The 22,373-nt window shown below is 61.9% G+C and carries 22 protein-coding genes and 1 tRNA gene; 14 read left to right on the top strand and 9 right to left on the bottom strand.

Features of this window, described 5'->3' with window-relative positions:
• Positions 1-178 precede the first annotated feature (178 nt).
• From P9292_RS22715 to P9292_RS22725, 3 genes are all read left to right on the top strand, one after another.
• Complete coding sequence (locus tag P9292_RS22715; protein WP_250463500.1) at positions 179-1,120, top strand: CysB family HTH-type transcriptional regulator; 942 nt, start codon at positions 179-181, stop codon at positions 1,118-1,120.
• Positions 1,121-1,183: 63 nt separating this feature from the next.
• A complete protein-coding gene (locus tag P9292_RS22720; protein ID WP_309961352.1) occupies positions 1,184-2,344 on the top strand; it encodes an ABC transporter substrate-binding protein in 1,161 nt (386 codons plus the stop codon).
• Between the two features lie 104 nt (positions 2,345-2,448).
• Positions 2,449-2,533 (top strand) — tRNA-Leu (locus P9292_RS22725).
• A 210-nt stretch (positions 2,534-2,743) separates the two neighbouring features.
• On the opposite strand, the gene P9292_RS22730 is transcribed toward P9292_RS22725, so the two are convergent.
• Positions 2,744-3,259: a hypothetical protein gene (locus P9292_RS22730; RefSeq protein WP_309961354.1), complete on the bottom strand. Its 516-nt coding sequence runs from the start codon at positions 3,257-3,259 to the stop codon at positions 2,744-2,746.
• 278 nt (positions 3,260-3,537) lie between these two features.
• On the opposite strand from P9292_RS22730, the gene P9292_RS22735 reads away from it, so the two are divergent.
• From P9292_RS22735 to P9292_RS22750, 4 genes are all read left to right on the top strand, one after another.
• Complete coding sequence (locus P9292_RS22735) at positions 3,538-5,880, top strand: hypothetical protein (RefSeq protein WP_309961356.1); 2,343 nt, start codon at positions 3,538-3,540, stop codon at positions 5,878-5,880.
• Between the two features lie 71 nt (positions 5,881-5,951).
• Positions 5,952-6,668: a 16S rRNA pseudouridine(516) synthase gene (locus P9292_RS22740; protein WP_309961357.1), complete on the top strand. Its 717-nt coding sequence runs from the start codon at positions 5,952-5,954 to the stop codon at positions 6,666-6,668.
• Positions 6,669-6,708: 40 nt separating this feature from the next.
• Complete coding sequence (locus P9292_RS22745) at positions 6,709-7,566, top strand: alpha/beta hydrolase (RefSeq protein WP_250491900.1); 858 nt, start codon at positions 6,709-6,711, stop codon at positions 7,564-7,566.
• Between the two features lie 122 nt (positions 7,567-7,688).
• Entirely contained in the window at positions 7,689-7,865 is a 177-nt protein-coding gene (locus P9292_RS22750) for a hypothetical protein (protein WP_244827238.1), read from the top strand.
• Here the strand turns inward: P9292_RS22750 and P9292_RS22755 are convergent.
• A complete protein-coding gene (locus P9292_RS22755; RefSeq protein WP_309964140.1) occupies positions 7,862-8,857 on the bottom strand; it encodes an NAD-dependent epimerase/dehydratase family protein in 996 nt (331 codons plus the stop codon). The two genes, P9292_RS22750 and P9292_RS22755, sit on opposite strands and share 4 nt — an antisense overlap.
• 95 nt (positions 8,858-8,952) lie before the next feature.
• Here P9292_RS22755 and P9292_RS22760 point away from each other — a divergent pair, with 95 nt between their 5' ends.
• From P9292_RS22760 to P9292_RS22770, 3 genes are all read left to right on the top strand, one after another.
• Entirely contained in the window at positions 8,953-9,984 is a 1,032-nt protein-coding gene (locus P9292_RS22760) for a CDP-6-deoxy-delta-3,4-glucoseen reductase (RefSeq protein ID WP_250463483.1), read from the top strand.
• Between the two features lie 307 nt (positions 9,985-10,291).
• Positions 10,292-11,476: an acetylornithine transaminase gene (locus tag P9292_RS22765; protein WP_244827236.1), complete on the top strand. Its 1,185-nt coding sequence runs from the start codon at positions 10,292-10,294 to the stop codon at positions 11,474-11,476.
• Positions 11,473-11,895 (top strand): GNAT family acetyltransferase, encoded by a 423-nt coding sequence (locus tag P9292_RS22770; protein WP_244827235.1) that lies wholly within the window; start codon positions 11,473-11,475, stop codon positions 11,893-11,895. The genes P9292_RS22765 and P9292_RS22770 overlap by 4 nt, the downstream gene beginning before the upstream one ends.
• Before the next feature lie 68 nt (positions 11,896-11,963).
• Here P9292_RS22770 and P9292_RS22775 read toward each other — a convergent pair whose 3' ends face one another.
• From P9292_RS22775 to P9292_RS22805, 7 genes are all read right to left on the bottom strand, one after another.
• Positions 11,964-12,686: an ABC transporter ATP-binding protein gene (locus tag P9292_RS22775; protein WP_309961360.1), complete on the bottom strand. Its 723-nt coding sequence runs from the start codon at positions 12,684-12,686 to the stop codon at positions 11,964-11,966.
• Positions 12,686-13,462, bottom strand: coding sequence for an ABC transporter ATP-binding protein (locus tag P9292_RS22780; protein ID WP_244827233.1), 777 nt, complete (start codon positions 13,460-13,462; stop codon positions 12,686-12,688). The genes P9292_RS22775 and P9292_RS22780 overlap by 1 nt, the downstream gene beginning before the upstream one ends.
• Positions 13,463-13,477: 15 nt before the next feature.
• On the bottom strand, positions 13,478-14,647 hold the full coding sequence (locus tag P9292_RS22785) for an ABC transporter permease subunit (RefSeq protein ID WP_244827232.1): 1,170 nt from the start codon (positions 14,645-14,647) through the stop codon (positions 13,478-13,480).
• Between the two features lie 24 nt (positions 14,648-14,671).
• Positions 14,672-15,622 (bottom strand): branched-chain amino acid ABC transporter permease, encoded by a 951-nt coding sequence (locus P9292_RS22790; protein WP_244827231.1) that lies wholly within the window; start codon positions 15,620-15,622, stop codon positions 14,672-14,674.
• A gap of 254 nt (positions 15,623-15,876) precedes the next feature.
• On the bottom strand, positions 15,877-17,106 hold the full coding sequence (locus tag P9292_RS22795; RefSeq protein WP_244827230.1) for a branched-chain amino acid ABC transporter substrate-binding protein: 1,230 nt from the start codon (positions 17,104-17,106) through the stop codon (positions 15,877-15,879).
• A 419-nt stretch (positions 17,107-17,525) separates the two neighbouring features.
• Positions 17,526-18,494, bottom strand: a complete 969-nt coding sequence (gene ispH, locus P9292_RS22800) for a 4-hydroxy-3-methylbut-2-enyl diphosphate reductase (protein ID WP_244827229.1) — start codon at positions 18,492-18,494, stop codon at positions 17,526-17,528.
• A gap of 2 nt (positions 18,495-18,496) precedes the next feature.
• Entirely contained in the window at positions 18,497-18,952 is a 456-nt protein-coding gene (locus tag P9292_RS22805; protein WP_244827228.1) for a peptidylprolyl isomerase, read from the bottom strand.
• Between the two features lie 194 nt (positions 18,953-19,146).
• On the opposite strand from P9292_RS22805, the gene radC reads away from it, so the two are divergent.
• The 4 genes from radC (at position 19,147) to nadB (ending at position 22,365) form a co-directional block, all read left to right on the top strand.
• Positions 19,147-19,893, top strand: coding sequence for a RadC family protein (gene radC / locus P9292_RS22810; RefSeq protein WP_250463474.1), 747 nt, complete (start codon positions 19,147-19,149; stop codon positions 19,891-19,893).
• Between the two features lie 269 nt (positions 19,894-20,162).
• Positions 20,163-20,396 carry a 50S ribosomal protein L28 gene (rpmB, locus tag P9292_RS22815; RefSeq protein WP_008351171.1) on the top strand — a complete coding sequence of 78 codons (234 nt, stop codon included), beginning with the start codon at positions 20,163-20,165 and terminating at the stop codon, positions 20,394-20,396.
• An 11-nt stretch (positions 20,397-20,407) separates the two neighbouring features.
• The gene (gene rpmG, locus P9292_RS22820) at positions 20,408-20,575 is read left to right on the top strand and encodes a 50S ribosomal protein L33 (RefSeq protein WP_007180630.1); all 168 of its coding nucleotides are present in this window, start codon (positions 20,408-20,410) and stop codon (positions 20,573-20,575) included.
• 191 nt (positions 20,576-20,766) lie between these two features.
• Positions 20,767-22,365 (top strand): L-aspartate oxidase, encoded by a 1,599-nt coding sequence (nadB, locus tag P9292_RS22825; RefSeq protein WP_309961364.1) that lies wholly within the window; start codon positions 20,767-20,769, stop codon positions 22,363-22,365.
• Positions 22,366-22,373 lie beyond the last annotated feature (8 nt).

The following is a 22,373-nucleotide window of genomic DNA, read 5'->3' on the forward strand; positions in this document are numbered from 1 at the left end:
GATTCGTCACCGCAAGCGCCGTTCCGACGCTTAACTCATTAGCTAATGACAAAAACAGATATGGATATTGGAAAAATTGGACTGATAGTAATAAACCTGCTATATATTGCAAACGACTTAAAACTTACTTTGATATGCCCTCAGGTAATAACGAAAGGGCAAAAAACGAAGGCACTACATGAATCTGCACCAGTTCCGCTTCGTCCGCGAGGCCGTGCGGCAGAACTTCAACCTGACCGAGGCCGCAAAGGCTTTATTTACCTCGCAGCCGGGCGTGTCGAAAGCGATCATCGAGCTCGAGGATGAACTCGGCGTCGAGATTTTCACACGCCACGGAAAGCGTGTCAGATCGCTGACCGAGCCGGGGCGCATCATTCTCGCATCGGTCGAAAAGATTCTGCAGGAAGTGGAAAGCCTGAAACGCGTCGGCAAGGACTACGCGGCGCAGGATCAAGGCAATCTCGTCATTGCCGCCACGCACACTCAGGCGCGCTACTCGCTGCCCTCGGCTATCGCGGAATTCAAGAAGCGCTTTCCCAAGGTGCATCTTTCGATTCTGCAAGGCAGCCCGACGCAAGTCGCGGAAATGGTCATCCACGATCAGGCGGATGTGGCTATCGCGACGGAAGCCATCGCCAACTATAAAGAACTGATTTCGCTGCCCTGCTTCCAGTGGCAGCATCTGGCCGTCATGCCGGCCGATCATCCGCTGCTGGAACGCAAGCTTCTCACGCTCGACGATCTGGTGCAGTACCCGCTCATCACTTATGAAGCGGCGTTTGCCGGCCGCAGCAAGATCAATCAGGCGTTTGCGTTGCGCAATCTCACGCCGGATATCGTGCTCGAAGCCATCGACGCCGATGTCATCAAGACTTATGTCGAACTCGGGCTCGGCGTGGGAATCATGGCGGACATCGCGTTCAATCCGGAGCGCGACAAGCATTTGCGCGCGATGCCGGTTGGCCACTTGTTCGGCACGAACGTGACGCGGCTTGCGCTCAAACAGGGCGCGTACTTGCGCAGCTATGTTTATACGCTCGTCGAACTGCTGTCGCCGTCGATGAATCGCAAGCTGATCGAGCAGGCGCTTTCGGGCGACCACGAAAGCTACGAACTCTGATCGCCACTAGTCTTGAGTAATAGAGACGCAGAAGAACCCATCACCCTCCTGGAGAGCTTTTCGATGAAGTTGTCGATGTTCACGCGCCGGCTCATGGCCGGCGTTGCCTTGTCCGCGCTGGCCGCTGCCGCGCACGCGCAACTGAAAGTAGGCGTGGACCTGTCGAGCACGGGCCCCGCCGCGACCATCGGCATCACCAGCAAGAACGCGATGTTGATGTGGCCGAAAATCATCGCCGGGCAGAACGCGGAGTACATCATCCTCGATGACGGTTCGGACCCGGGCGTGGCCGTGCGCAACATCCGCAAGCTCATCACCGAGGATCGTGTCGATGTGATCGTCGGCCCGAACATCACGCCGGCCGCGCTCGCGGCGCTCGATCCCGTGGCGGAATACCAGACACCGATGATCACGCTGATCGGTTCGGCTTCGGTGGTCGAGCCGCAGGAAGGCAAGAAGGTCTGGGCCTTCAAGATGGCGCAGACCGACCGCGCCATGGCCGACGTGATGACGCGCTACATGGCGAATCATGGCGTGAAGACGGTCGGTTTCATCGGCTTCGCGGATAGCTACGGCGACAGCTGGTTCAACGAGTTCGGCAAGTTCGCGGAGTTGCGTCACATCAAGATCGTCGCGAGCGAGCGCTTCAACCGGACCGACGCGAGCGTGACGGGGCAAATTCTCAAGCTGATGTCCGCGAAGCCCGATGCGGTGCTGATCGCGGGCGCGGGCACACCGACCGTTTTGCCGCAGCGCACGCTGGTCGAGCGCGGCTACAAGGGCGCGATCTATCAGACGCACGGCATCGCGACGCCGGAGTTCATCAAGCTGGGCGGCAAGGATGTGGAAGGCACGCTCTTCCCGACGCAGCCCGTGGTCGTCGCGCGCACGCTGCCGGCCGATCATCCTTCGAAGAAAGCGGCGCTGGCGTTCGTGAGCGCTTATGAAGAAAAGTACGGCAAGAGCACCGTGACGCAATTTGCCGGCGATGCGGCGGGCGTGTACCCGCGTTTGCAGGATGCCGTGGCGCGCGCGCTCAAGACCGCGAAACCGGGTACGAAAGAATTCCGCGTGGCTTTGCGGTCGGAACTGGAGCACGCGCATGAGCTCGTCGTGCCGAATGGCGTCGTGAATACAAGCGCGACGGATCACGTCGGGCTGGATCAGCGCGCAAGCGTGATGGGCGTGATCAAGGACGGACAGTTCACTTATTTGAGTCAGTGAAGGCGTGCTTGCGGGCGGCTTGTCGAACCGGCTTGCCCACGGCGGATTTTTGCGCCATAATCGCGGACTCGATTTGCTGCTCCTCGCGAGTGGCAATTTTGAAGGCCCAGGTGGTGAAATTGGTAGACGCAGGGGACTCAAAATCCCCCGCCGCAAGGCGTGCCGGTTCGATTCCGGCCCTGGGCACCAGAAAATCATGAAGAAGCCGCTCTTTTTAGAGCGGCTTTTTTGCGTTTGGGGCGACCGATGCGGGGCTTCAGCGCTTCATACCTTCCTCGAGCTCAGCTTTTGCACGCTCTGCCATCAGCCTCCGGCGCAACCATCGCTCGTAGTAAGGCATGGTGAAATACATACCTCCGCACACTACGACCACGATTCCATATTCCTTAAAAAACCCGATCACGAGGTCCAACATTTTTCCACCTCTTCCTTGTAGCGCGTCAAATGCATGGAAATTACATAGTAGGTCAAAGCTTCCAAGATGGAATTCATGTTAAGTAATACTTTGACATCCTCACTGAATGAAGACAATAGCAAGTATATCCACAGAAGCACCCCGCCTAGCGAGGCGAAAATTCCCAGTTTCGCAATAAAAATTACCTGTCTGAGATGCTTTCTCAACTGCCATTCAGCAGCATTCTCAAGTAGTCCATCAGGCAACGCAGTCACCGCAAGATTCAAACTGATCCCCGACGCGACAAGCGAGATTGGAAAGAACTCGCTCTGATCCGACTGCCTCATCGCGACACGTAACAAGTATTCGATCACGCCCATGAAGATCGGCAGCAGAAGAACCAACTGCCGCGTCGTCGATTCGAAACCGCTGGATTTCATCGTCGTGCCCGCTCGTTTGCATTGACCGCCAATTTCGCCGATGCCGCGTGCATCGGGTAGTCGGCCAATCGGCCAGGACAAGATCGCTAATACCTGTTTTATGCGGCGCAACGCACATATTCAGCCTTTAAACTCCGCGTTTTCCCCTACACGATCATTACGCCTATGTGCGCAATCGCGTAGACGCGTTTCACCGGGAGTCGCAAAAATAGGCTCCCGCTCGGCATTCAGGACTCCGGCGCAGGATGCATCGCGAGGATGCGTGCCTGCGCAGGCGACCGCTTTCGGCTTCCTTAGGAGTTCCGATGTCGTGACCCGCCCGCGCCATGTGTCGGGCCATAACTCCAATAGGGTGCGACATGAACCGACCAGAATATTCGCTGACGCTCGATTCGGTGATTTGCCGCCGCTGTAACGCCGTTTCGCGCGCAGAGGAAGAAACGTGCCCTTCTTGCGGGTCCGATCGGCAGGGCGCGATCTTCACGACGCGATCCGATCCTGTCGCGCCCATTGCATCCGCGGCGCCAGCCGCCGCTGCCGCCGCGCCGATGCCGGGGCAACTCGACATCACCGATCTGCGCGATACCGGCTGGCTGACGCGTCTCGTTCGTCGCAGGATGGTGACGTCCTACCCGAGTCTTGCCGAGCCGGGCGACCTGCCGCCCGAGGCCGAGCGCAAACCGGCGAGGAAGGGACTGGCGGTGCTCATTGGCGGCGTGGTCGCGGGACTCGCCGCGGGCGGATACCTTTACGTGCAATCGGACGTAGGCGTCGTCACGGCGAACCGGCCGGTGATCAGCGCGGCTGGATCGATTGGAAATGGTGCGTCGGCGGCGCGCGGCGCGGGCGACGAGAAGCGTGCCGGACTCGACCAATCGAGAGCGGTCGCGGAACAGGCACGCACGCTCGCATCGGCTGACGACGATGCGAAACGTGTTCGTGCAGATGACGCGCAAAGGCTTGCTAGTCGCGCGAATTCGGCCGATGCGGGTTCGCGTCGGGCACCCGATGCATCCTCTGCGGGCGGTTCCGTGGCGATCACCGGCGTGACAGCGGGAGCGTCGGCGACACCGTCGGGCAATCGGCCGATGGCGACCGCAATGGCCGATCGTCGTGCGACGAACGCCGGGCTTGGGAATTCGACGGTTGCGAAGCCCGCAATGGGAACGGAGCCGAAATCCGCTGCTCTGGCTCTGGCGTCGACGGGTCAGGCTCCGCAGTCCGCGACTACGCCGGTGGTGAAAACCGCATCGATCGCCGATGCGGGTGTGTCGACGGGCGCAGTGGTATCGCAAAGCAAGCCGTCGGCGGGTGGCGGCACTGTTTCCGCGCAAACGCCGGCAGCTTCCGCGCTTGGCGCATCGCAGAACAAGGCTTTGGCGTCGAATGCGGCTGGTGCTTGTGACGCCGGTGCATCGACGGTGAAACCGGCATCGCCCGGCAATGCCACGATGGCGAGCGGCTCATCGAACAAGGCCCCCGCGAACGATGCGATCGGCACACGGGAAGCAGTCGCGGCCGGTACCGATGGCAAGAAGAATGTGAACGCCGCACAACCGGCAGCGCCTTCGCTCGCCGCTCACAGCGCGCCTGGAGCGGTCGCGTCGCCTGCGACGCAAACGGCGGCGAACTCGAAGCCTGAGAATGGCTCGACGTCATCGAAACCGGCGACGCAGACCGTAGCGGGCGGCGCCACCTCGGCGGATGCTTCGCGGGGCAACGCGGCGGCATCGAACGGCATTGCATCGACGACTGCAAAGCCGGTGATGCAGACCGCAGCCGCTAGCGCCAACACACCCGATACGTCGCGAAGCAACGCGACGACATTGGCAACATCAGAAACGACCGCAAGCGGGAAGCCGGCAACGCAGACCGCAGCCGGCGCTGTCACCGCAGCGGATACGTCGCGAAGCAGCGCGACGACATTGGCAGCTTCAAAGACCGCATCGCCAAGCGCGAAGCCGGCTGCGCAGACCGCGGTCGCCAACGCGCCCGAAGCCTCCCAACACAGCCCGGCAGCCGGAAACGCAGTGCATCCCGCCCCGACCCCTCTCGCATCGACACAAACCGCCGCGACCGTCATCGCGCAGGACGCTTCCCGCAACCACGCGACCACGTCGGCTGCGAGCGCATCCCCCGCTCCATCACCGAAAACAGCATCGATCGCCGCCAAACCCGCCGACACCCATCCGCCGCAAGAATCACCCGCCGTGGCCCGCAACATCGCCGCCGTCCAGCAGGCGCTCGCCAATCGCGACCTGGCTGCCGCCCGCCGCAACCTGCGCGTCCTCGCTTCGAGCCAATCGCGCAACCCGGAAGTTCAACAACTCGCAGCCGATGTCACCCGTCAGGAACGCGCCCGCGACAGCGCCGTGGCAAGCGCCCGCTCGTGCCCGTTGAACAAGGACCCGTCCTGCGCGGTCCGCAATGCCCGGCGCGCCGTGGCGCTCGACCCGCGCAACGCGCAAACGCAAGCAGTCCTGCGCCACGCGACGGCCGCGCAATACGAAGCGAACATCGCCTACTTCAGTCAAGGCGCGGCCATCCCGGCGCCCGCGGTGCCCGCGATGACCTTCGACGGCCGCTGGAGCGTGGGATCGCACCACGCGCCCGTGACGAGCCTCGCGGAAGACCGTTCCAACGCGACGCTCTTCGGCTGGGGCGTGCCGACGGTGGCGAAGGGTCGCGGCGACGCGCATTGAGCAACGGCGGAGACAATCGCTCGCAAGCCCCCGCCGCTTGCTAGAATCGCCGCTTCAACTCCGCCTATCCGATGGACCTCGAAACCCTCCTCTTCTCCCAAGGCTTCGGGTCGCGCCGCCGATGCCGCGGACTCGTCGCCGAAGGCCGCGTATGTATCGGTGGCGATGTTTGCGCCGATCCCCACGCGCGCATTTCCCTCACGCCATCGCCCGAATTCGAAGTGGACGGGCACGCCTGGACGTATCGCGAGAAAGCCTACATCGCGCTGAACAAGCCGCCCGGCTACGAATGTTCGCGCGATCCGCAACATCACCTGAGCATCTTTCACCTGTTGCCGCCGCAGTTGATCGAGCGCGGCGTGCAGCCCGTCGGCAGGCTCGATCAGGACACCACCGGCCTGCTTCTGCTCTCCGATGACGGCGCCTTCGTGCATGCCTTCACGTCGCCCAAGCGCAAGGTGCCGAAGCTGTATCTGGCGACGACGCGTCACCCCATCGACGATGCACAACTCGCGCGCCTCGTCGAAGGCGTCCTGTTGCACGGCGAGACGAAGCCGAGCGCCGCGCTCGCGGCCACGCGACGCGACGAACATCTGCTCGAACTCACCGTGCAGGAAGGCAAATACCATCAGGTGAAGCGCATGGTCGCGGCGGCCGGCAACCGGGTGGAGAAACTGCATCGCGAGCGCGTGGGCGGTTATGCTTTGCCTGAGTCCCTGGCCGAAGGCGCGTGGCGCTGGCTCGACGAGACCGATCTCGCCGCGCTGCGGGACTCACGCACGTCATAGCATCGGCTGCGCGCCGATCACTTTCAGGGTCGACGACATCATGCAACTCGCGGCGAGACGGCGCTTCATCACTCTGGCACTGGCGGCGTGCGCTGCGGGCTTCGGTCCGTCGCGCGCGTGGGCAACGGCAGTCACGGCCGCGTCCGATGACGAAGAACTCGCCGACGGCCTGCCCTACGGCCCGACTTCGCGGCAACGGCTCGACGTCTACGCGCCCGAAGAGGCCTCGCAACATGCGCGTCCGGTGATCGTGTATTTTTACGGTGGAAGCTGGCAAGCCGGCCAGCGCGCCGATTCGCGCGGCGTGGCGGACGCGCTCGCGCAACGCGGCTTCGTCGCGGTGACGCCGGATTACCGCGTGTATCCGGAAACCGTCTTCCCTGGCTTCCTTGCCGATGCCGCCGCCTCGGTGCGCTGGGCGCGCGATCACGCGCATGAGTTCGGCGGCGACCCGGAGCGCATCTTCGTGATGGGACATTCGGCGGGCGCGCATATCGCGGCGATGCTCGCCACCGACGGCCGCTATCTGCAAGCGCAAGGCATGGCGAAGGAATCGTTGCGCGGCATGATCGGGCTCGCCGGGCCGTATGTCGCCATTCCGTCCGAGCCGCACATGGGCGACATCTTTCCGGCAGCGGAGCGCGCCGAAACGCTGCCGATCGACTTCATTTCCGGCAACGAGCCGCCGATGCTTCTCGCCACCGGCACCGCCGATAACGTCGTCGATCCGCGCAACAGCGAGCGCTTCGCCGCGGCGTTGCGCGCGCACGACGATAGCGTCGAGCTCAAGCGCTATCCGGGCTACGACCACGGGCGCATCGTCGATGCCTTCACCGCGTCGGCACACGCAAATTCCCCGGTTCTGGCCGATGTCGCCGCGTTTATCGGCGCGCATTGATCCTGCAAATCGGTGTAAGCCCTGAACGCGAGGCGTTGCACCGCAGCATGCTTTCCGGCGTCCGTATTCATATACTCAAAGCACGGACACCAGAATGACTATCAAAAAAGCAGGAGGGCATCATGTTCGCCCACACCACCGTTGCGCTGATCGCGTTCGCCGCACTGAGCGTTGTTCTTATCGGGGCATTGGCCGTCGCCATGCACATGCGGCACAAGTATTCGCCGAATCTGATCGGCGCGTTGATCGGCGCGCTGATGTGCTTCATCCTGCTCGAAACCTTGCCCGCGCTTATCTAGCGGGCCGCGCGCTTGCTTGCCGTCGCGCGCAGGAAGTCGGCAACGGTCGGATAACGCAGCGCGTAACCGAGCTCGCGCTTCAGGCGCGCGTTGGCGAGTCGTCGCGATTCGCGCATGAACGAAAGCGTGACCGGTTCGAGCTGCGTCGCGGCTTCCTCGCGCGAGATGCGCGGCACGCGCGGCAGTCCGTAGGCATCGGCGACGAGATCGAAATAGTCGGCCATGCGCAGGTCCGTATCGTCGGATGCGTTGATGACTCTTTGCGGCCGCATGCGTTCGAGCGCGCGCACGAGGATGGCCGCGAGATCGTCGGCGTGAATGTGATTCGTGTAGACGTCCTCGCTCGCCAGAAGCGCCGGCATGCGCTTCTCGATGCGCGCCACGGGCAAACGATTCGCCGCATAAATTCCCGGAATCCGCACGATCGACACGTGCCAGCCGCTCGTCGCGCCTGCATGCCGCAGTTGCCGTTCCGCCGATACGCGGCGCCGGGCGCGCTCGTTCTCCGGACGCGCGGGCCGTGTTTCATCGATGTGCGCGCCGGCGCAATCACCGTAGACGCCCGTCGTGCTTGCGTACACGAAGCGCGTGCCCGTCGCGAAAGGGGCGTCGGGTACAATGAACGACCTTCGGACAATGCGCGAACCCGGTTGCATAGGGCCACGCGCGACGGAGCGGCGCGGTGCGCGCAACGCGGCGATGAGCGCACGCGTGCGGGTATCGGCGGCGCCATCGCGTTGCGGCGGCGCGAGATGCAAGACCGTCTTCGCAATACCGGCCAGGCGCCGCAGCGACCGGCGCGCGTCGAGGTCGCCGCCAATGGGCAGCGCGCCCGCGGCACGCAACTCGCCCGCGCGTTCAGGATGATGCGTAAGCGCGATCACGCGCGGCGCGGCGGCGCGGTTTTGCAGAAGCGGCAACGCGCGCATGCCGACATCGCCGCATCCGACGACAAGCACGCGCGAGCGGCGCAAAGTTCGAGTGGCGATCATGCCGAGCATTGTATCCGCGGCAGTCATTGTCGACGGCTTCATGGCTCGCGGCATCGCACGGAACACTCCTTCACGAGACAGCAAGAATTCGATCTATGGCTTTCAATGTAACGCTCCGGCAAAGCGGCCGGCAGTTTCAGGTGGAACCCGATGAACCGGTCCTGACGGCCGCTTTGCGCCAGGGTATCGGTCTGCCTTACGGGTGCAAGAACGGCGCGTGCGGCTCCTGCAAGGGGTCCGTTGTCCAGGGCGAAATCGAGCAGGCGCCGCATTCTTCGTCCGCGCTCTCGAACGACGAAAAAACGCGCGGCATGGCGCTCTTCTGCTGCGCGACCGCGCAGACCGATCTCACCATCGACGTGCGCGAAGTCGCGGGTGTCGGCGACGTGCAGGTGAAGAAGCTGCCCTGCCGCGTGAACGCGCTCGAACGCAAGGCCGGCGACGTCATCGAACTGAAGCTGCAACTGCCCGCCAACGAACGTCTGCAATATCTCGCGGGGCAGTACATCGAATTCATTCTGAAGGACGGCAAACGTCGCAGCTATTCGATGGCGAGCCCGCCGCATCACGAAGGCCCGCTCGAACTGCACGTGCGTCACATGCCCGGCGGCACGTTCACGGACCACGTCTTCGGCGCGATGAAGGAACGCGACATCCTGCGCTTCGAAGGTCCGCTCGGCACGTTCTTTCTGCGCGACGAATCCGACAAGCCCATCGTGCTGCTCGCGTCGGGCACGGGCTTCGCGCCGATCAAGGCGATCATCGAGCATGCGGTGTTCAAGAACCTCAATCGCCCGATGACACTCTACTGGGGCGGCCGTCGCAAGAAAGACCTCTACATGATGGCGCTTGCCGAGCAATGGGCGCGCGAAGTGCCGAACTTCAAGTTCGTGCCGGTGCTCTCCGAACCCGACGCCGACGACGCATGGACCGGCCGCACGGGCTTCGTTCATCGTGCTGTCATCGAAGATCTGCCAGACTTGAGCGCTCATCAGGTGTACGCGTGCGGCGCGCCGGTGATGGTGGAATCGGCGCAGCGCGACTTCACGTTGCATCATCGCTTGCCGGAAGACGAGTTCTATGCGGATTCGTTCACGAGCGCGGCGGATCTCGCGCATCCGGTCTGAATCGCCAAAGGTGCCAGCCTGCGAACCTGCGCGCGGATAAAAATTCGCGCGCACGGTTTACAGGCGGGAACTTGATAACGTATCCTTCGCGAATGAACTCGATCCTGATTCACCTTCGCGCACTTCGACGTCGCCGCTCGCCGCTTCCCTAGGGATGCCGCTGGCTCGTCACGCATTTGCGCGCAAAGGTTCGGTTTGTTCAACGCGCAAGAAATGAAGCCACGGATATCCGTGGCTTTTGTTTTTTTCGGCTCGCCGTTCTTCTCGCTTCCTTTCCTTCGTCACTGCTTTCGTGGAGCCTGCTGTCATGAATTTCAATGAGTACCCCGTCGATTCGCTGATGTACATCACGAACCGCCCCGAGATCGTGTTCACGCACGGCAAAGGCTCCTGGATTTACGACAACACCGGCAAGCGATATCTCGACTTCATTCAGGGCTGGGCTGTCAATTCGCTCGGCCATTGCAACGAAGGCATGATCGAAGCACTGGAAAAGCAGGCGCGCACGCTCATCAACCCGTCGCCCGCGTTCTACAACGCGCCAATGGCGCAGCTCGCGGGTCTGCTCACCGCCAACAGTTGCTTCGACAAGGTGTTCTTCGCCAACAGCGGCGCGGAAGCCAACGAAGGCGCGATCAAGCTCGCGCGCAAGTGGGGACGCAAGTTCAAAAACGGCGCGTATGAAATCATCACGTTCGACCACAGTTTCCATGGCCGCACGCTCGCGACCATGTCGGCAAGCGGCAAGCCGGGCTGGGACACCATCTACGCACCGCAAGTGCCGGGCTTTCCGAAGGCTGATCTGAACGACATCGCATCGGTGGAAAAGCTCATCACGGAAAAGACCGTCGCCGTGATGCTCGAACCGATTCAGGGCGAAGGCGGCGTGATTCCGGCCACGCGCGAATTCATGCAGCAATTGCGCGATCTGACGAAGCAACACAACCTGCTCTTGATCGTCGATGAAGTGCAAAGCGGATGCGGCCGCGCGGGAACGCTCTTCGCCTACGAACTGTCGGGCATCGAGCCGGACATCATGACGCTCGGCAAGGGTATTGGCGGTGGCGTGCCGCTGGCAGCGCTCCTTTCGACGGCGGCAATCGAATGTTTCGAACCGGGCGATCAGGGCGGCACCTACAACGGCAATCCGTTGATGACGGCAGTGGGTTACTCGGTGATCTCGCAACTCGTCGCGCCCGGCTTTCTCGAAGGCGTGCGCGAGCGTGGCGAATACCTGAAGTCCGAGTTGTTGAAGCTGTCGGCCGAGCGCGGCTTCAGGGGCGAGCGCGGCGAAGGTTTGTTGCGCGCGCTTCTGCTCGATAGCGACAAGGGTCCGCAGATCGTCGAAAAGGCGCGTCTGTTGCAACCCGACGGCCTGCTGCTCAACGCCGCGCGTCCGAATCTGTTGCGCTTCATGCCCGCGCTGAACGTGACGAAGGACGAGATCGACCAAATGCTGAAAATGCTGCGCACCGTGCTGGATGCGCTGTGATCATCCGTACGTTCGATGCAAGCGATCGCGAAGCCGTGATCGCCCTGTGGCGCGATGTCTTCCCCGAATACGCGGATGCATCGCGGCCGCAGCGCGATCCGGCATTGTCGATCGCCAACAAGATGAGCACGCAGCCGGAGTTGTTCTTCGTCGGAACGGTCGAGGACCGCGTGGTCGGCACGGTGATGTCCGGCTACGACGGTCATCGCGGCTGGGTTTATTCGCTGGCCGTGGCGCCCGCGTTACGCCGGCGCGGCTATGGCGCAACGCTCATGCGCCATGCCGAAGAAGCGCTCGCGGCACGCGGATGCCCGAAAGTGAATCTGCAGATACTCGCGGTCAAGACCGAACTGCGCGGCTTCTATGAAAAGCTCGGGTATCGGATGGATGAAGTCGTGAGCCTCGGCAAGCGGCTATAAACGTCTCTATAACGCGGCTATAAAAAAAGCCCTTCCGCGGAAGGGCTTTCGAACGACTCAAGCACTATTCACTCGCCGAGATACGCGGCACGCACCTTCGGATCGTCGAGCATGATCTTGGCGTCGCCGGACATGGTGACCACGCCCGAGTCCATCACGTAGCCGCGATTCGCCGCCTGCAACGCCAAACGCGCGTTTTGTTCGACGAGCAACACCGTCAGCCCTTCCGACGAAATCTCGCGCACCACCTCGAAAATCTTCTCGACCATGATGGGTGAAAGACCCATCGACGGCTCATCGAGCAGAAGCAGTTTCGGACGCGACAACAACGCGCGCGCCATGGCGAGCATCTGCTGTTCGCCGCCCGACAGCGTGCCCGCATATTGCGATGCGCGCTCCTTCAGACGCGGGAAGAAGCCGAACATGCGGTCGGTGTCCTTCTGAATCTGGTCGGCGTCGTTGCGCAGATAGGCGCCCATCTGCATGTTTTCCAGAATCGACATGCGCGCGAAGATGCCGCGGCCTTCCGGCACCATGGCAAGACCGCGCTTGAGCAACTCGTGCGTCGGCACGCCACGGATCGACTGACCCATGTATTCGATGTCGCCGCCCGAATACGGCTTGAGACCGGTGATGGCCTTCATCGTCGTGGTCTTGCCGGCGCCGTTCGCGCCGATCAGCGTGACGAGTTCGCCCTGTCCGACTTCCAGATCGACACCCTTAACCGCCTGGATGCCGCCGTAGTTCACCTGCAAATCCTTGACCTTCAACATTGCGCTTGGCGTCGCCATTAATGCACCCCCGCACCCAGATATGCCTCGATCACCTTCGGGTCCTTCTGCACGTCCTGCGGCAGACCCTCGGCGATCACCTTGCCGTAATCGAGCACCGTCATGCGGTTGCACAATCCCATCACGAGTTTCACGTCGTGTTCGATCAACAGAATCGTCTTGCCGTCGCTACGGATCTTGTCGAGCAGACGCGTAAGCTCCACTTTCTCCGTCGCGTTCATGCCGGCGGCCGGTTCGTCGAGCGCAAGCAGCTTCGGATCGGTCGCCAGTGCGCGCGCGATTTCCAGACGCCGCTGGTGGCCGTACGACAGATTGCGCGACGTGTAATCGGCGTATTGCAGCACGCCCACGTATTCGAGCAGCTCGAGCGCGCGCTCCTTGATCTCGCGCTCTTCGCGCCGCTCGGACGGCGTCTGAAACACCGCGCCGATGAGACCGTGCTTCGTGCGCACATGGCGTCCGACCATCACGTTTTCGAGCGCGGTCATGCCGCCGAAGAGCCGGATGTTCTGGAACGTGCGCGCAATGCCAGCCTTCGCCACCTGATACACCGCCGTCGGCGTATAGGCTTCGCCATCGAGCTTGAACACGCCCGAATCCGGCGTGTAAAGACCCGTGATCACGTTGAAGAACGTGGTCTTGCCCGCGCCGTTCGGACCGATCAGACCGTAGATTTCGCCCGCCTTGATTTCGAGGCCGACATCCGACAAAGCCTGCAGCCCGCCGAAGCGCTTGTTGACGCCCTTCACGGACAGTCGCGTTTGCTTTTCGCTCATCTTTGAGTTCCCCGTTTAGGCGCGCACTGGCTTCTTGCTGCCGCGCTTCGCGATCTTCGCGATCTTGTCTTCGTGTTTCGGGGCCGGCCACAGGCCTTCCGAGCGATACAGCATGATCAGCACCATCGCGAGACCGTAGAGCAACTGGCGGATGACTTCGGTATCGACGATCTGATGACCGAAGATCGCGTTCTGCAGCGGACCCATGGTCGAGCGCAGGAATTCGGGGAACACGGCGAGCAGCACCGCGCCGAGAATCACGCCCGGGATATGGCCCATGCCGCCGAGCACCACGCACGCCAGCACGACGATCGATTCCCAGAACGTGAACGACTCCGGCGACACGAAGCCCTGGAACGCGCCGAACATCGAGCCCGACAGACCGCCGAAGGACGCGCCCATCGCGAAGGCCAGCAGCTTTACGTTACGCGTGTTGATGCCCATTGCCTTGGCGGCGATTTCGTCTTCGCGGATAGCGGCCCACGCGCGGCCGATACGCGAGTGCTGCAAGCGCGTACACACCCAGATCACCAGCAACGCGCCGAGCACGAAGAGGTAGTAATACATGTACACGGACGGAAACTTCATGCCGAAGAACGTGTGCGTCTGCGAGAGGTTGAAGCCCGCGACGGTCACCGGATCGATACCGGTGATGCCCTTCGGACCGTTCGTGATGTTGATCGGACGATCGAGGTTGTTCATGAAGATCCGGATGATCTCCCCGAAGCCCAAGGTCACGATGGCGAGGTAGTCGCCGCGCAGACGAAGCGTCGGCGCACCGAGCAGCACACCGAAGGTCGCGGCCAGCGCCATCGCGCACGGCGCGATGATGAGGAACGGCACGTGCAGACCGCCCGGCGCAAGATGCGCGATCCACTCGAACTGCGAGGTCAGTTGCGGCGACGACAGCAGCGCTGCGACGTAAGCGCCGACCGCGTAGAACGCGATGTAGCCCAGATCAAGCAGGCCGGCGAAACCGACCACTACGTTCAGGCCCAGCGCGAGCATCACGTAGAGCATCGCGAAGTCGAGCACGCGCACCCAGTAGTTGCCGCCTGCCGCGCCGATGATCATCGGCGCCGCGATCACGAGCACCGTGGTGATGACGCCGACCACCAGCTTGCGGGTCGCGTTTTTCTCGGGAATGAGCGTCGTGGACGGCTCAATCGGTTGAATCGAAGTCATATTTTTTAGCTCCTCACGCGAGGGTTAAGCGCGATCCGCGACACGTTCGCCGAGCAGACCCGACGGACGGAACACGAGCACGATGATCAGCACGATGAAGGCGAACACGTCTTGATAGTTACTGCCGAAGACGCCGCCTGTCAGGTTGCCGATATAACCGGCGCCCAACTGTTCGATGAGACCCAGCAACACGCCCCCGACCATCGCGCCGCCCAGGTTGCCGATGCCGCCCAGTACCGCCGCCGTGAACGCCTTGAGACCGGGGATGAAGCCCATGTAGAAGTGCGCGTTGCCGTATTCGGAGGCGATCATCACGCCGGCGAGTGCGGCAAGCGCCGAGCCGATCATGAAGGTCGCGGAAATCACGAAGTTCGGGTTCACGCCCATCAGCGATGCAACGCCTGGGTTCTCGGCGATTGCGCGCATGGCGCGGCCGAGCTTGGTCTTGTGCACGAGAAGGAGCAAGCCGCCCATCACGAGGAACGCGACCACGATAATGACGATTTCGGTCATCGAGATCACCGCGCCCGGACGGGTTTCGTCGGCGGCGATGACGTTGATCGGATCGGTCGGCAGCAACTGCGGGAACGCGAGGGGATTGCGGCCCCAGATCATCATCGCGAGCGTCTGCAAGAGAATGGACACGCCGATCGCGGTGATCAGCGGCGCGAGACGCGGCGCTTTACGAAGCGGACGGTACGCGACCTTTTCGATCGTGTAGCCCACCACCGCGCAGACCACGGCGGCAATGACAAGCGCGATGGTCAGCATGATCGGCCCGGGAATGCCCGGAGCGTGATTCTGCATCACGCCGATGGCCGACAGCGCGACCATGGCACCCACCATCAGCACGTCGCCGTGCGCGAAGTTGATGATGCCGAGAATCCCGTACACCATCGTATAGCCCAGTGCGATGATGGCGTAAATGCTGCCAAGCACCAGACCGTTGAGGACCTGCTGGATGAAAATATCCATATAACGCTCCTTAGCCCCGTGCGACCGGATTACGTCTTTATCACCGGCCGATAAACCGATGTGAAGCGAAATCTGGAGCAGCACTGCGCGTACTGATTAAAAAAACCGGTAAGGTTAATCGCCCGGGTCCCGCCTGCTGCCGGATCTGGCTGCAAACGTCTCCGAACGGTTTTCACGGAAGTCTTACTCCCATCCACTGCCACGAAGCCATGAGAACGGCGCTCAACGCGCGACGCCGCTTTCACACATCTCGCTTACTGCTTGACTACGTCCAGCACGTCCTTCCTTTTGTCCTTGAACTCGTAGAGCGTGATGGCGCCCGCCTTGAGGTCGCCTTTGTCGTCGAATGCGATATGCCCGGTCAGACCGTTGAAGTCCGTCGTGGCGATCGCCGCGAGCACCTTGGGCGCTTCGATTGAATTGGCGCGCTTCATGGCATCGACGATCACGTACATCGCGTCGTACGTGAACGGCGCATAAATCTGGACCGGCGCATGAAAGCGCGCTTCGTACTTCTGCGCGAAGTCGGCGCCCTTATCCATCTTCGAAAGCGCGAGCCCCGCTTCCGAGCAGACGATGTTCTGTACGGCGTCGCCCGCAAGTTCCACGAGCTTGCCGGTGCAGACTCCGTCGCCCGCCAGAATCTTCGCCTTGATGCCGAGCGCTGCCGCTTCCTTCGCGAATGGCCCGCCCGTTACGTCCATGCCGCCGTACATCACGACATCCGGCTGGATGCGTTTGATTTTCGTGAGGATCGCCTTGAAGTTGCGCGCCTTTTCGCTCGTGGCTTCCCGGGCGGCAAGCTTCGCGCCGCCGGCCTGCGCCGTCTTCGAGAATTCATCGGCAAGGCCGCGGCCGTAGGCGCTGGCGTCGTCGACCACCACGATTCTCTTCGCGTGCAGCGTCTTGATCGCGTAATTGGCCAGCACGGGGCCTTGCAGCGCGTCGGTCGCCACGACGCGAAACGTCGTCTTGTAGCCTTGCTTCGTGTATTCGGGATTGGTCGTCGACGGCGAAATTTGCGCGATGCCCGCATCGCTGTAAATCTTCGAAGCCGGAATCGACACGCCGGAGTTCATGTGGCCGATCACCGCGACCACATGGTCGTCGACTAGACGCTGCGCGGCTTCGGTGCCCACGCGCGGATCGGCTGCATCGTCCTGGCTGTCGAGTTCGAGGCGAATGGAGCGCCCGTCGATCGTCAAACCCTGCGCGCTGATCTCTTCGAGTGCGAGTCGCGCGCCATTTTCATTGTCCCGGCCGAGATGTGCCTGCAATCCGGTAAGCGGCGCGGCGTGACCAATTTTGACGACCATTGCTTCGCTCGCGGCGGGGGCTGCCGCGGCCGACGCTGCGGCAGGTGCGGACACCGCGCTCGCCGCCGATGCCGGTGCGCTCGCTTCGCCCTCGCCCTTCTTGCCGCATGCGGTTGCCATTGCAACCGCAGCCGCGATGGACACGGCGTAAGCAAACTTGAATCGCATCAAATAGGTCTCCTGCGCCTTTCAAAACCGTTGCCGAGAGACCCCTCCGAGCCCAAGACGGGCGCATTGTAACGCTAAATATGAGACGAGCAATATTCTTGTGTGGCGGGGTTTTCCAGCATTGCAACCCGTTTTTTTTGACGATTTTCCGCGCAAGTCGCAACCGGGTTGCGATTCGTTTTTGTGCAGCAGTTGCACCATAACGGGAACGGGTTTATTCGGCGCTTCGAAGCGTTGACGTTTGCGCCTTTGCAGTAAGGGGAAACCCTTAAACTCTCACCGAACAAAAGTCGCCCCAAAATAGTGCTTACCGTTTGGGTCTTATGTCGGCCCGAGTAGTTCCGTTCTTGAGCAAAAGCGTTCACACAGAACGAAAAAAAAAGCGCCCGTAGGCGCTTTTTTCGAAAGAACTATCTAACTCATTGCGGCAAGGTCAGCCCGCGCGGCAGCGGAAACGCGATAGTTTCCTCGATTCCCTCAAGCGAACGCACATTGCGCACACCGAGCTCACGCAAACGGGCGATCACCGCCTGCGCCAGCACCTCCGGCGCCGATGCACCCGCCGTCACGCCGATACGCTTCTTGCCTTCCACCCAGCGCGGATCGATCTGCGTCGGCGAATCGACCATATAGGCCGGGATGCCGCGCTTCTCGGCCACTTCGCGCAGACGGCTCGAATTCGAACTGTTCGGGCTGCCCACGACGATCACCACGTCGCATTGCGGCGCGAGGAACTTCACCGCGTCCTGACGGTTTTGCGTCGCGTAGCAGATGTCCTGCTTCTTCGGCTCCTTGATGGCCGGATACTTGGTCTTCAACGCGTCGATTATGGCGAAGGCGTCGTCGACGGACAGGGTTGTCTGCGTGACATAGGCAATGCGGTCAGGATTGGGCAGATCGAGCTTCAGGACGTCTTCGATATCCTCGACGAGATGCATGCCCTCGCCCGACTGGCCCATCGTGCCTTCGACTTCCGGGTGGCCTTTGTGGCCGATCATCACGATGTCGAAGCCTTCCTGGCGCATTTTCGCGACTTCCATGTGCACCTTGGTCACGAGCGGACACGTGGCGTCGAACACGCGCAAACCGCGCGCTTCGGCTTCGCCGCGCACCGCTTTCGACACGCCGTGCGCGCTGAAAATAAGCGTGGCGCCTTCGGGCACGTCGTCCAGTTCCTCGATGAAAATGGCGCCCTTCTTGCGCAGGTCCGACACCACGTAGGCGTTGTGGACGATTTCATGCCGCACGTAGATGGGCGCACCGAACAGCTTGATGGCCCGCTCGACGATTTCGATCGCGCGATCCACGCCGGCGCAAAAGCCGCGCGGCTGCGCGAGCAGGATCTCGACGTCGGTATCGATCTCGTTGAGGCTTTCAGTCAGGCTCATGGCTACAGAATTCCGATGATTTTCACTTCGAAGGCCAGCGACTGGCCGGCGAGCGGGTGATTGAAGTCGAAAAGCGCCGACGTCTCGCCCACTTCCTTGAGCACGCCCGCGTAGCGCCCACCGTTGGGCGCGTTGAATTCGACGAGATCGCCGGGAGAAAAATCCTCACCGATCATGCTGTTTTCGCGCAGCGTCGCAAGCGACACGCGCTGCACGAGCTCCGGATTGCGCGGCCCGAACGCTTGCTCCGGCGTTAGCTGAAAGGTCGAATGGTGGCCGACCTTCATTCCCAGCAGAATCTCTTCCAGTGGCGGCGCGAGTTGGCCTGCGCCGAGCAGGAGGGTCGCGGGCTTGTCGGTGAACGTGTTGACGATGTCGGCGCCATCGGCCAGTGCGAGCCGGTAATGAAGCGTGACATGCGAACCGGGTTTCACCTCGGAGATATCGATGATGCTCATGAGTATTGGCTGTGACGGTTCAGTCGGAAGCGGGACGTGCGCCTGGCGCGATACTTCGGGCCGCGTGGTGGGGCGGAGCGCGCGCCGAAACCGCTATTGTAAGACAGAGTTGGGAAGCGCCGCGCTTCGCTCGAGCGGCGTAAGTGCGGTGTATCTCGCAAAAATACAGCCTTAAGATGGCCTCAGGGGAAGGAATGTCCGCCAATTTTGAGATTCTGATGCGTGAAATGGAAGCCGGCCCCGCGCTGCCGCAGCCCGTTTCCGTTCTGCCAATTTCCCAGTGGGACAAGACGGACAAGCCGCGCGAGCGTCTGTTGCAGTCCGGCGGCGACTCGTTGAGCGACGCCGCGTTGCTCGCCGTATTTTTGCGCACAGGATTGCCGGGCAAAACGGCAGTCGATGTGGCGCGTGCGCTGCTGCGGCGCTTTGGCTCGATTCGCGGCGTGCTCGACGCGTCCGCGCTTCAGCTCCAGGAAGAGCGCGGCGTCGGCGAGGCGCGCGCGGCTACGCTTTTGGCCGTGTCGGAACTGTGTCGACGGGCGCTCATCGAGAAGGCGCGCGAACGCATGCTGCTGAACTCGCCGGGCGCGGTGGAAGACTTTCTGCGCCTGAGAATCGGCACTCAGCCCAACGAACTTTTCCTATGTATCTATCTCGATGCGCGGCATCAACTGATCGATGCGCACGTGGAAGCGAGCGGCTCGCTCACGCGGGTGGCGGTGTATCCGCGCGAGATCGTGAAGCGTGCCTTGCATCTGAACGCGGCGGGGCTGATCGTGGCGCATAATCATCCGTCTGGCGGCGTGGAGCCTAGCGCGAACGACAAGAAGCTCACCCGCACGCTGCAAGACGCGCTGAATCTCATCGACGTGAAATTGCTCGATCACATGGTGGTCGCGGGCAATGAAATTTTTTCTTTCGCGCGTGAGGGCTGGCTTTAGGCGTGAGGGCTGGCTTTAGATTTGACCCGAAGCAGCCGAGGTTGACTAAGATAAGGACGAACGGGCTTGATATTGCTACGTTTTTCCTGCTAGAATCCACGATTCGTTTTCTCAACCCACCTGTTTCGGGCTTACGTCGTCCTCATTGGCATAACCGTGCTGCCAACTCCCCGTTCAAGGCAATCGGGCGAATTTGAGGTATCGATTGCGGGATTCCCCCAAAATCGAGCGTTTGACTTCCGGACTCAACGTGTTTTAGGAGTGTCCTCATGGCACGCGTATGCCAAGTAACTGGGAAAGGCCCGATGTCGGGCAACAACGTTTCCCACGCAAACAACAAGACCAAGCGCCGTTTCCTGCCGAACCTGCAGAACCGCCGTTTCTTCGTTGAAAGCGAAAACCGCTGGGTGCGTCTGCGCGTCTCGAACGCCGGCCTGCGCCTGATCGACAAGAACGGTATTGACGCCGTGCTCGCAGACCTGCGCGCACGCGGTGAAATCTAAGGAGCACGCACATGGCCAAGGGCGCACGCGACAAGATCAAGCTGGAATCGACCGCAGGTACGGGTCACTTCTACACGACGACCAAGAACAAACGCAACATGCCGGAAAAGATGCTGATCAAGAAGTTCGATCCCGTCGTCCGCAAGCACGTTGAGTACAAGGAAACCAAGATCAAGTAAGCGCTTGATATTGAGAGCCTGACAAAGACACGAGAAGCCCCGCACACGCGGGGCTTTTTGTTTGTGCGCGCGATTTTTCTTCTTTCGCTTTCACTCGTTGGCGCGCGGGTTATCCATGCCGGTTGGGTGGCGAGCGCGTTATGCTTGCCGGCTTGCAGTCATAAAAAGCACATAGACGGAGATCGAGCAGCATGAATTTCGATGTAGCGATCGTGGGAAGCGGGCTCGCAGGCTTGAGCGTGGCGTTGAACCTGGCCGAAACGCGGCGCGTCGCGATCATCGCCAAGCGCGCGGTGAGCGTCGGCGCGAGCGACTGGGCGCAAGGCGGCATCGCGGCCGTGCTGGACTCGGCGGACAGCATCGACAATCACGTGCGCGATACGCTCGTCGCGGGCGCCGGACTTTGCGACGAAGCGGCGACGCGCTTCATCGTCGAAAACGGGCGCGCGGCAATCGAATGGCTGATCGCGGAAGGCGTGCCCTTCACGCGCGATGTCTCCGCGGAACTCGGCTTCCATCTGACGCGCGAAGGCGGCCATAGCCATCGGCGGATCATTCATGCCGCGGATGCCACCGGCCACGCAGTCGTCATGACGCTCAACGAGCGCGTGCGCAATCATCCGAACATCACGGTTCTCGAAGACCATACCGCGATAGATCTGATCACGTCCGACCGGCTCGGCTTGCCGGGGCACCGCTGTCATGGTCTCTACGCGCTGGATCTCGCGAGCGGACGAACCGTGACGATTCAAGCGCCGCACACCGTGCTCGCCACGGGCGGCGCGGGCAAGGTCTATCTGTACACGACGAATCCCGACACGGCCACCGGCGACGGCATCGCGATGGCGTGGCGCGCGGGCTGCCGCGTCGCCAACATGGAGTTCATCCAGTTTCATCCGACTTGCCTGTTCCATCCATACGCCAAGTCGTTCCTGATCTCCGAGGCCGTGCGCGGCGAAGGCGGCGTACTGCGTTTACCCGACGGCACGCGCTTCATGCCCGCGCACGACGAACGCGCCGAACTCGCACCACGCGACATCGTCGCGCGCGCGATCGACTTCGAAATCAAGAAGCGCGGCATCGATTGCGTCTATCTCGACATCAGCCATCAGCCGCGCGCGTTTCTCGAAGAACATTTCCCGACGATCCTCGCGCGTTGCCGCGAATTCGGCATCGATATCGCGAAGGAGCCGATTCCCGTCGTGCCCGCCGCGCATTACACCTGCGGCGGCGTCGTGACGGACCTCGCGGGCCGCACGGATCGCGCGGGACTTTATGCGGTCGGCGAGACGTCGTACACAGGTCTGCATGGCGCGAACCGGCTCGCCAGCAACTCGCTGCTCGAATGTCTGGTGGTTGGGCGCGCGACGGCCGAGGCGATCGAGACGGAAGGTTATTCAGCGGGCTGCCATGCGCCGCTGCCCGACTGGGACGAAAGCCGCGTTTCCGATCCGGACGAAGAAGTCGTCGTCGCGCACAACTGGGACGAGTTGCGGCGGCTGATGTGGAATTACGTGGGCATCGTGCGCACGGACAAGCGGCTGGCGCGCGCGCAGCACCGGCTTGCGCTTTTGCGCGACGAAATCCACGAGTACTACGCGAACTTCAAGGTCAGCCGCGATTTGCTGGAACTGCGCAATCTCGTGGATGTGGCGTCGCTGATCGTGGAAAGCGCGTGCTCGCGACGCGAGAGCCGCGGGCTGCACTTCAGTCGCGACTGGCCGGCGACTTTGCCGAAAGCGCTTCCGACAGTGTTGATGCCGCCGGCGGCGAGGCGGCGCGCGGTTTAGATGTCGAC

The organism is Caballeronia sp. LZ001, from assembly GCF_031450875.1.
Classification (GTDB): Bacteria; Pseudomonadota; Gammaproteobacteria; order Burkholderiales; family Burkholderiaceae; genus Caballeronia.

Coding starts and splice junctions, on each gene's coding strand:
- P9292_RS22715 (WP_250463500.1), top strand. CDS start 179: ATGAATCTGCACCAGTTCCGCTTCGTCCGCGAGGCCGTGCGGCAGAAC.
- P9292_RS22720 (WP_309961352.1), top strand. CDS start 1,184: ATGAAGTTGTCGATGTTCACGCGCCGGCTCATGGCCGGCGTTGCCTTG.
- P9292_RS22735 (WP_309961356.1), top strand. CDS start 3,538: ATGAACCGACCAGAATATTCGCTGACGCTCGATTCGGTGATTTGCCGC.
- P9292_RS22740 (WP_309961357.1), top strand. CDS start 5,952: ATGGACCTCGAAACCCTCCTCTTCTCCCAAGGCTTCGGGTCGCGCCGC.
- P9292_RS22745 (WP_250491900.1), top strand. CDS start 6,709: ATGCAACTCGCGGCGAGACGGCGCTTCATCACTCTGGCACTGGCGGCG.
- P9292_RS22750 (WP_244827238.1), top strand. CDS start 7,689: ATGTTCGCCCACACCACCGTTGCGCTGATCGCGTTCGCCGCACTGAGC.
- P9292_RS22755 (WP_309964140.1), bottom strand. CDS start 8,857: ATGATCGCCACTCGAACTTTGCGCCGCTCGCGCGTGCTTGTCGTCGGA.
- P9292_RS22760 (WP_250463483.1), top strand. CDS start 8,953: ATGGCTTTCAATGTAACGCTCCGGCAAAGCGGCCGGCAGTTTCAGGTG.
- P9292_RS22765 (WP_244827236.1), top strand. CDS start 10,292: ATGAATTTCAATGAGTACCCCGTCGATTCGCTGATGTACATCACGAAC.
- P9292_RS22775 (WP_309961360.1), bottom strand. CDS start 12,686: ATGGCGACGCCAAGCGCAATGTTGAAGGTCAAGGATTTGCAGGTGAAC.
- P9292_RS22780 (WP_244827233.1), bottom strand. CDS start 13,462: ATGAGCGAAAAGCAAACGCGACTGTCCGTGAAGGGCGTCAACAAGCGC.
- P9292_RS22785 (WP_244827232.1), bottom strand. CDS start 14,647: ATGACTTCGATTCAACCGATTGAGCCGTCCACGACGCTCATTCCCGAG.
- P9292_RS22790 (WP_244827231.1), bottom strand. CDS start 15,622: ATGGATATTTTCATCCAGCAGGTCCTCAACGGTCTGGTGCTTGGCAGC.
- P9292_RS22795 (WP_244827230.1), bottom strand. CDS start 17,106: ATGCGATTCAAGTTTGCTTACGCCGTGTCCATCGCGGCTGCGGTTGCA.
- ispH (WP_244827229.1), bottom strand. CDS start 18,494: ATGAGCCTGACTGAAAGCCTCAACGAGATCGATACCGACGTCGAGATC.
- P9292_RS22805 (WP_244827228.1), bottom strand. CDS start 18,952: ATGAGCATCATCGATATCTCCGAGGTGAAACCCGGTTCGCATGTCACG.
- radC (WP_250463474.1), top strand. CDS start 19,147: ATGTCCGCCAATTTTGAGATTCTGATGCGTGAAATGGAAGCCGGCCCC.
- rpmB (WP_008351171.1), top strand. CDS start 20,163: ATGGCACGCGTATGCCAAGTAACTGGGAAAGGCCCGATGTCGGGCAAC.
- rpmG (WP_007180630.1), top strand. CDS start 20,408: ATGGCCAAGGGCGCACGCGACAAGATCAAGCTGGAATCGACCGCAGGT.
- nadB (WP_309961364.1), top strand. CDS start 20,767: ATGAATTTCGATGTAGCGATCGTGGGAAGCGGGCTCGCAGGCTTGAGC.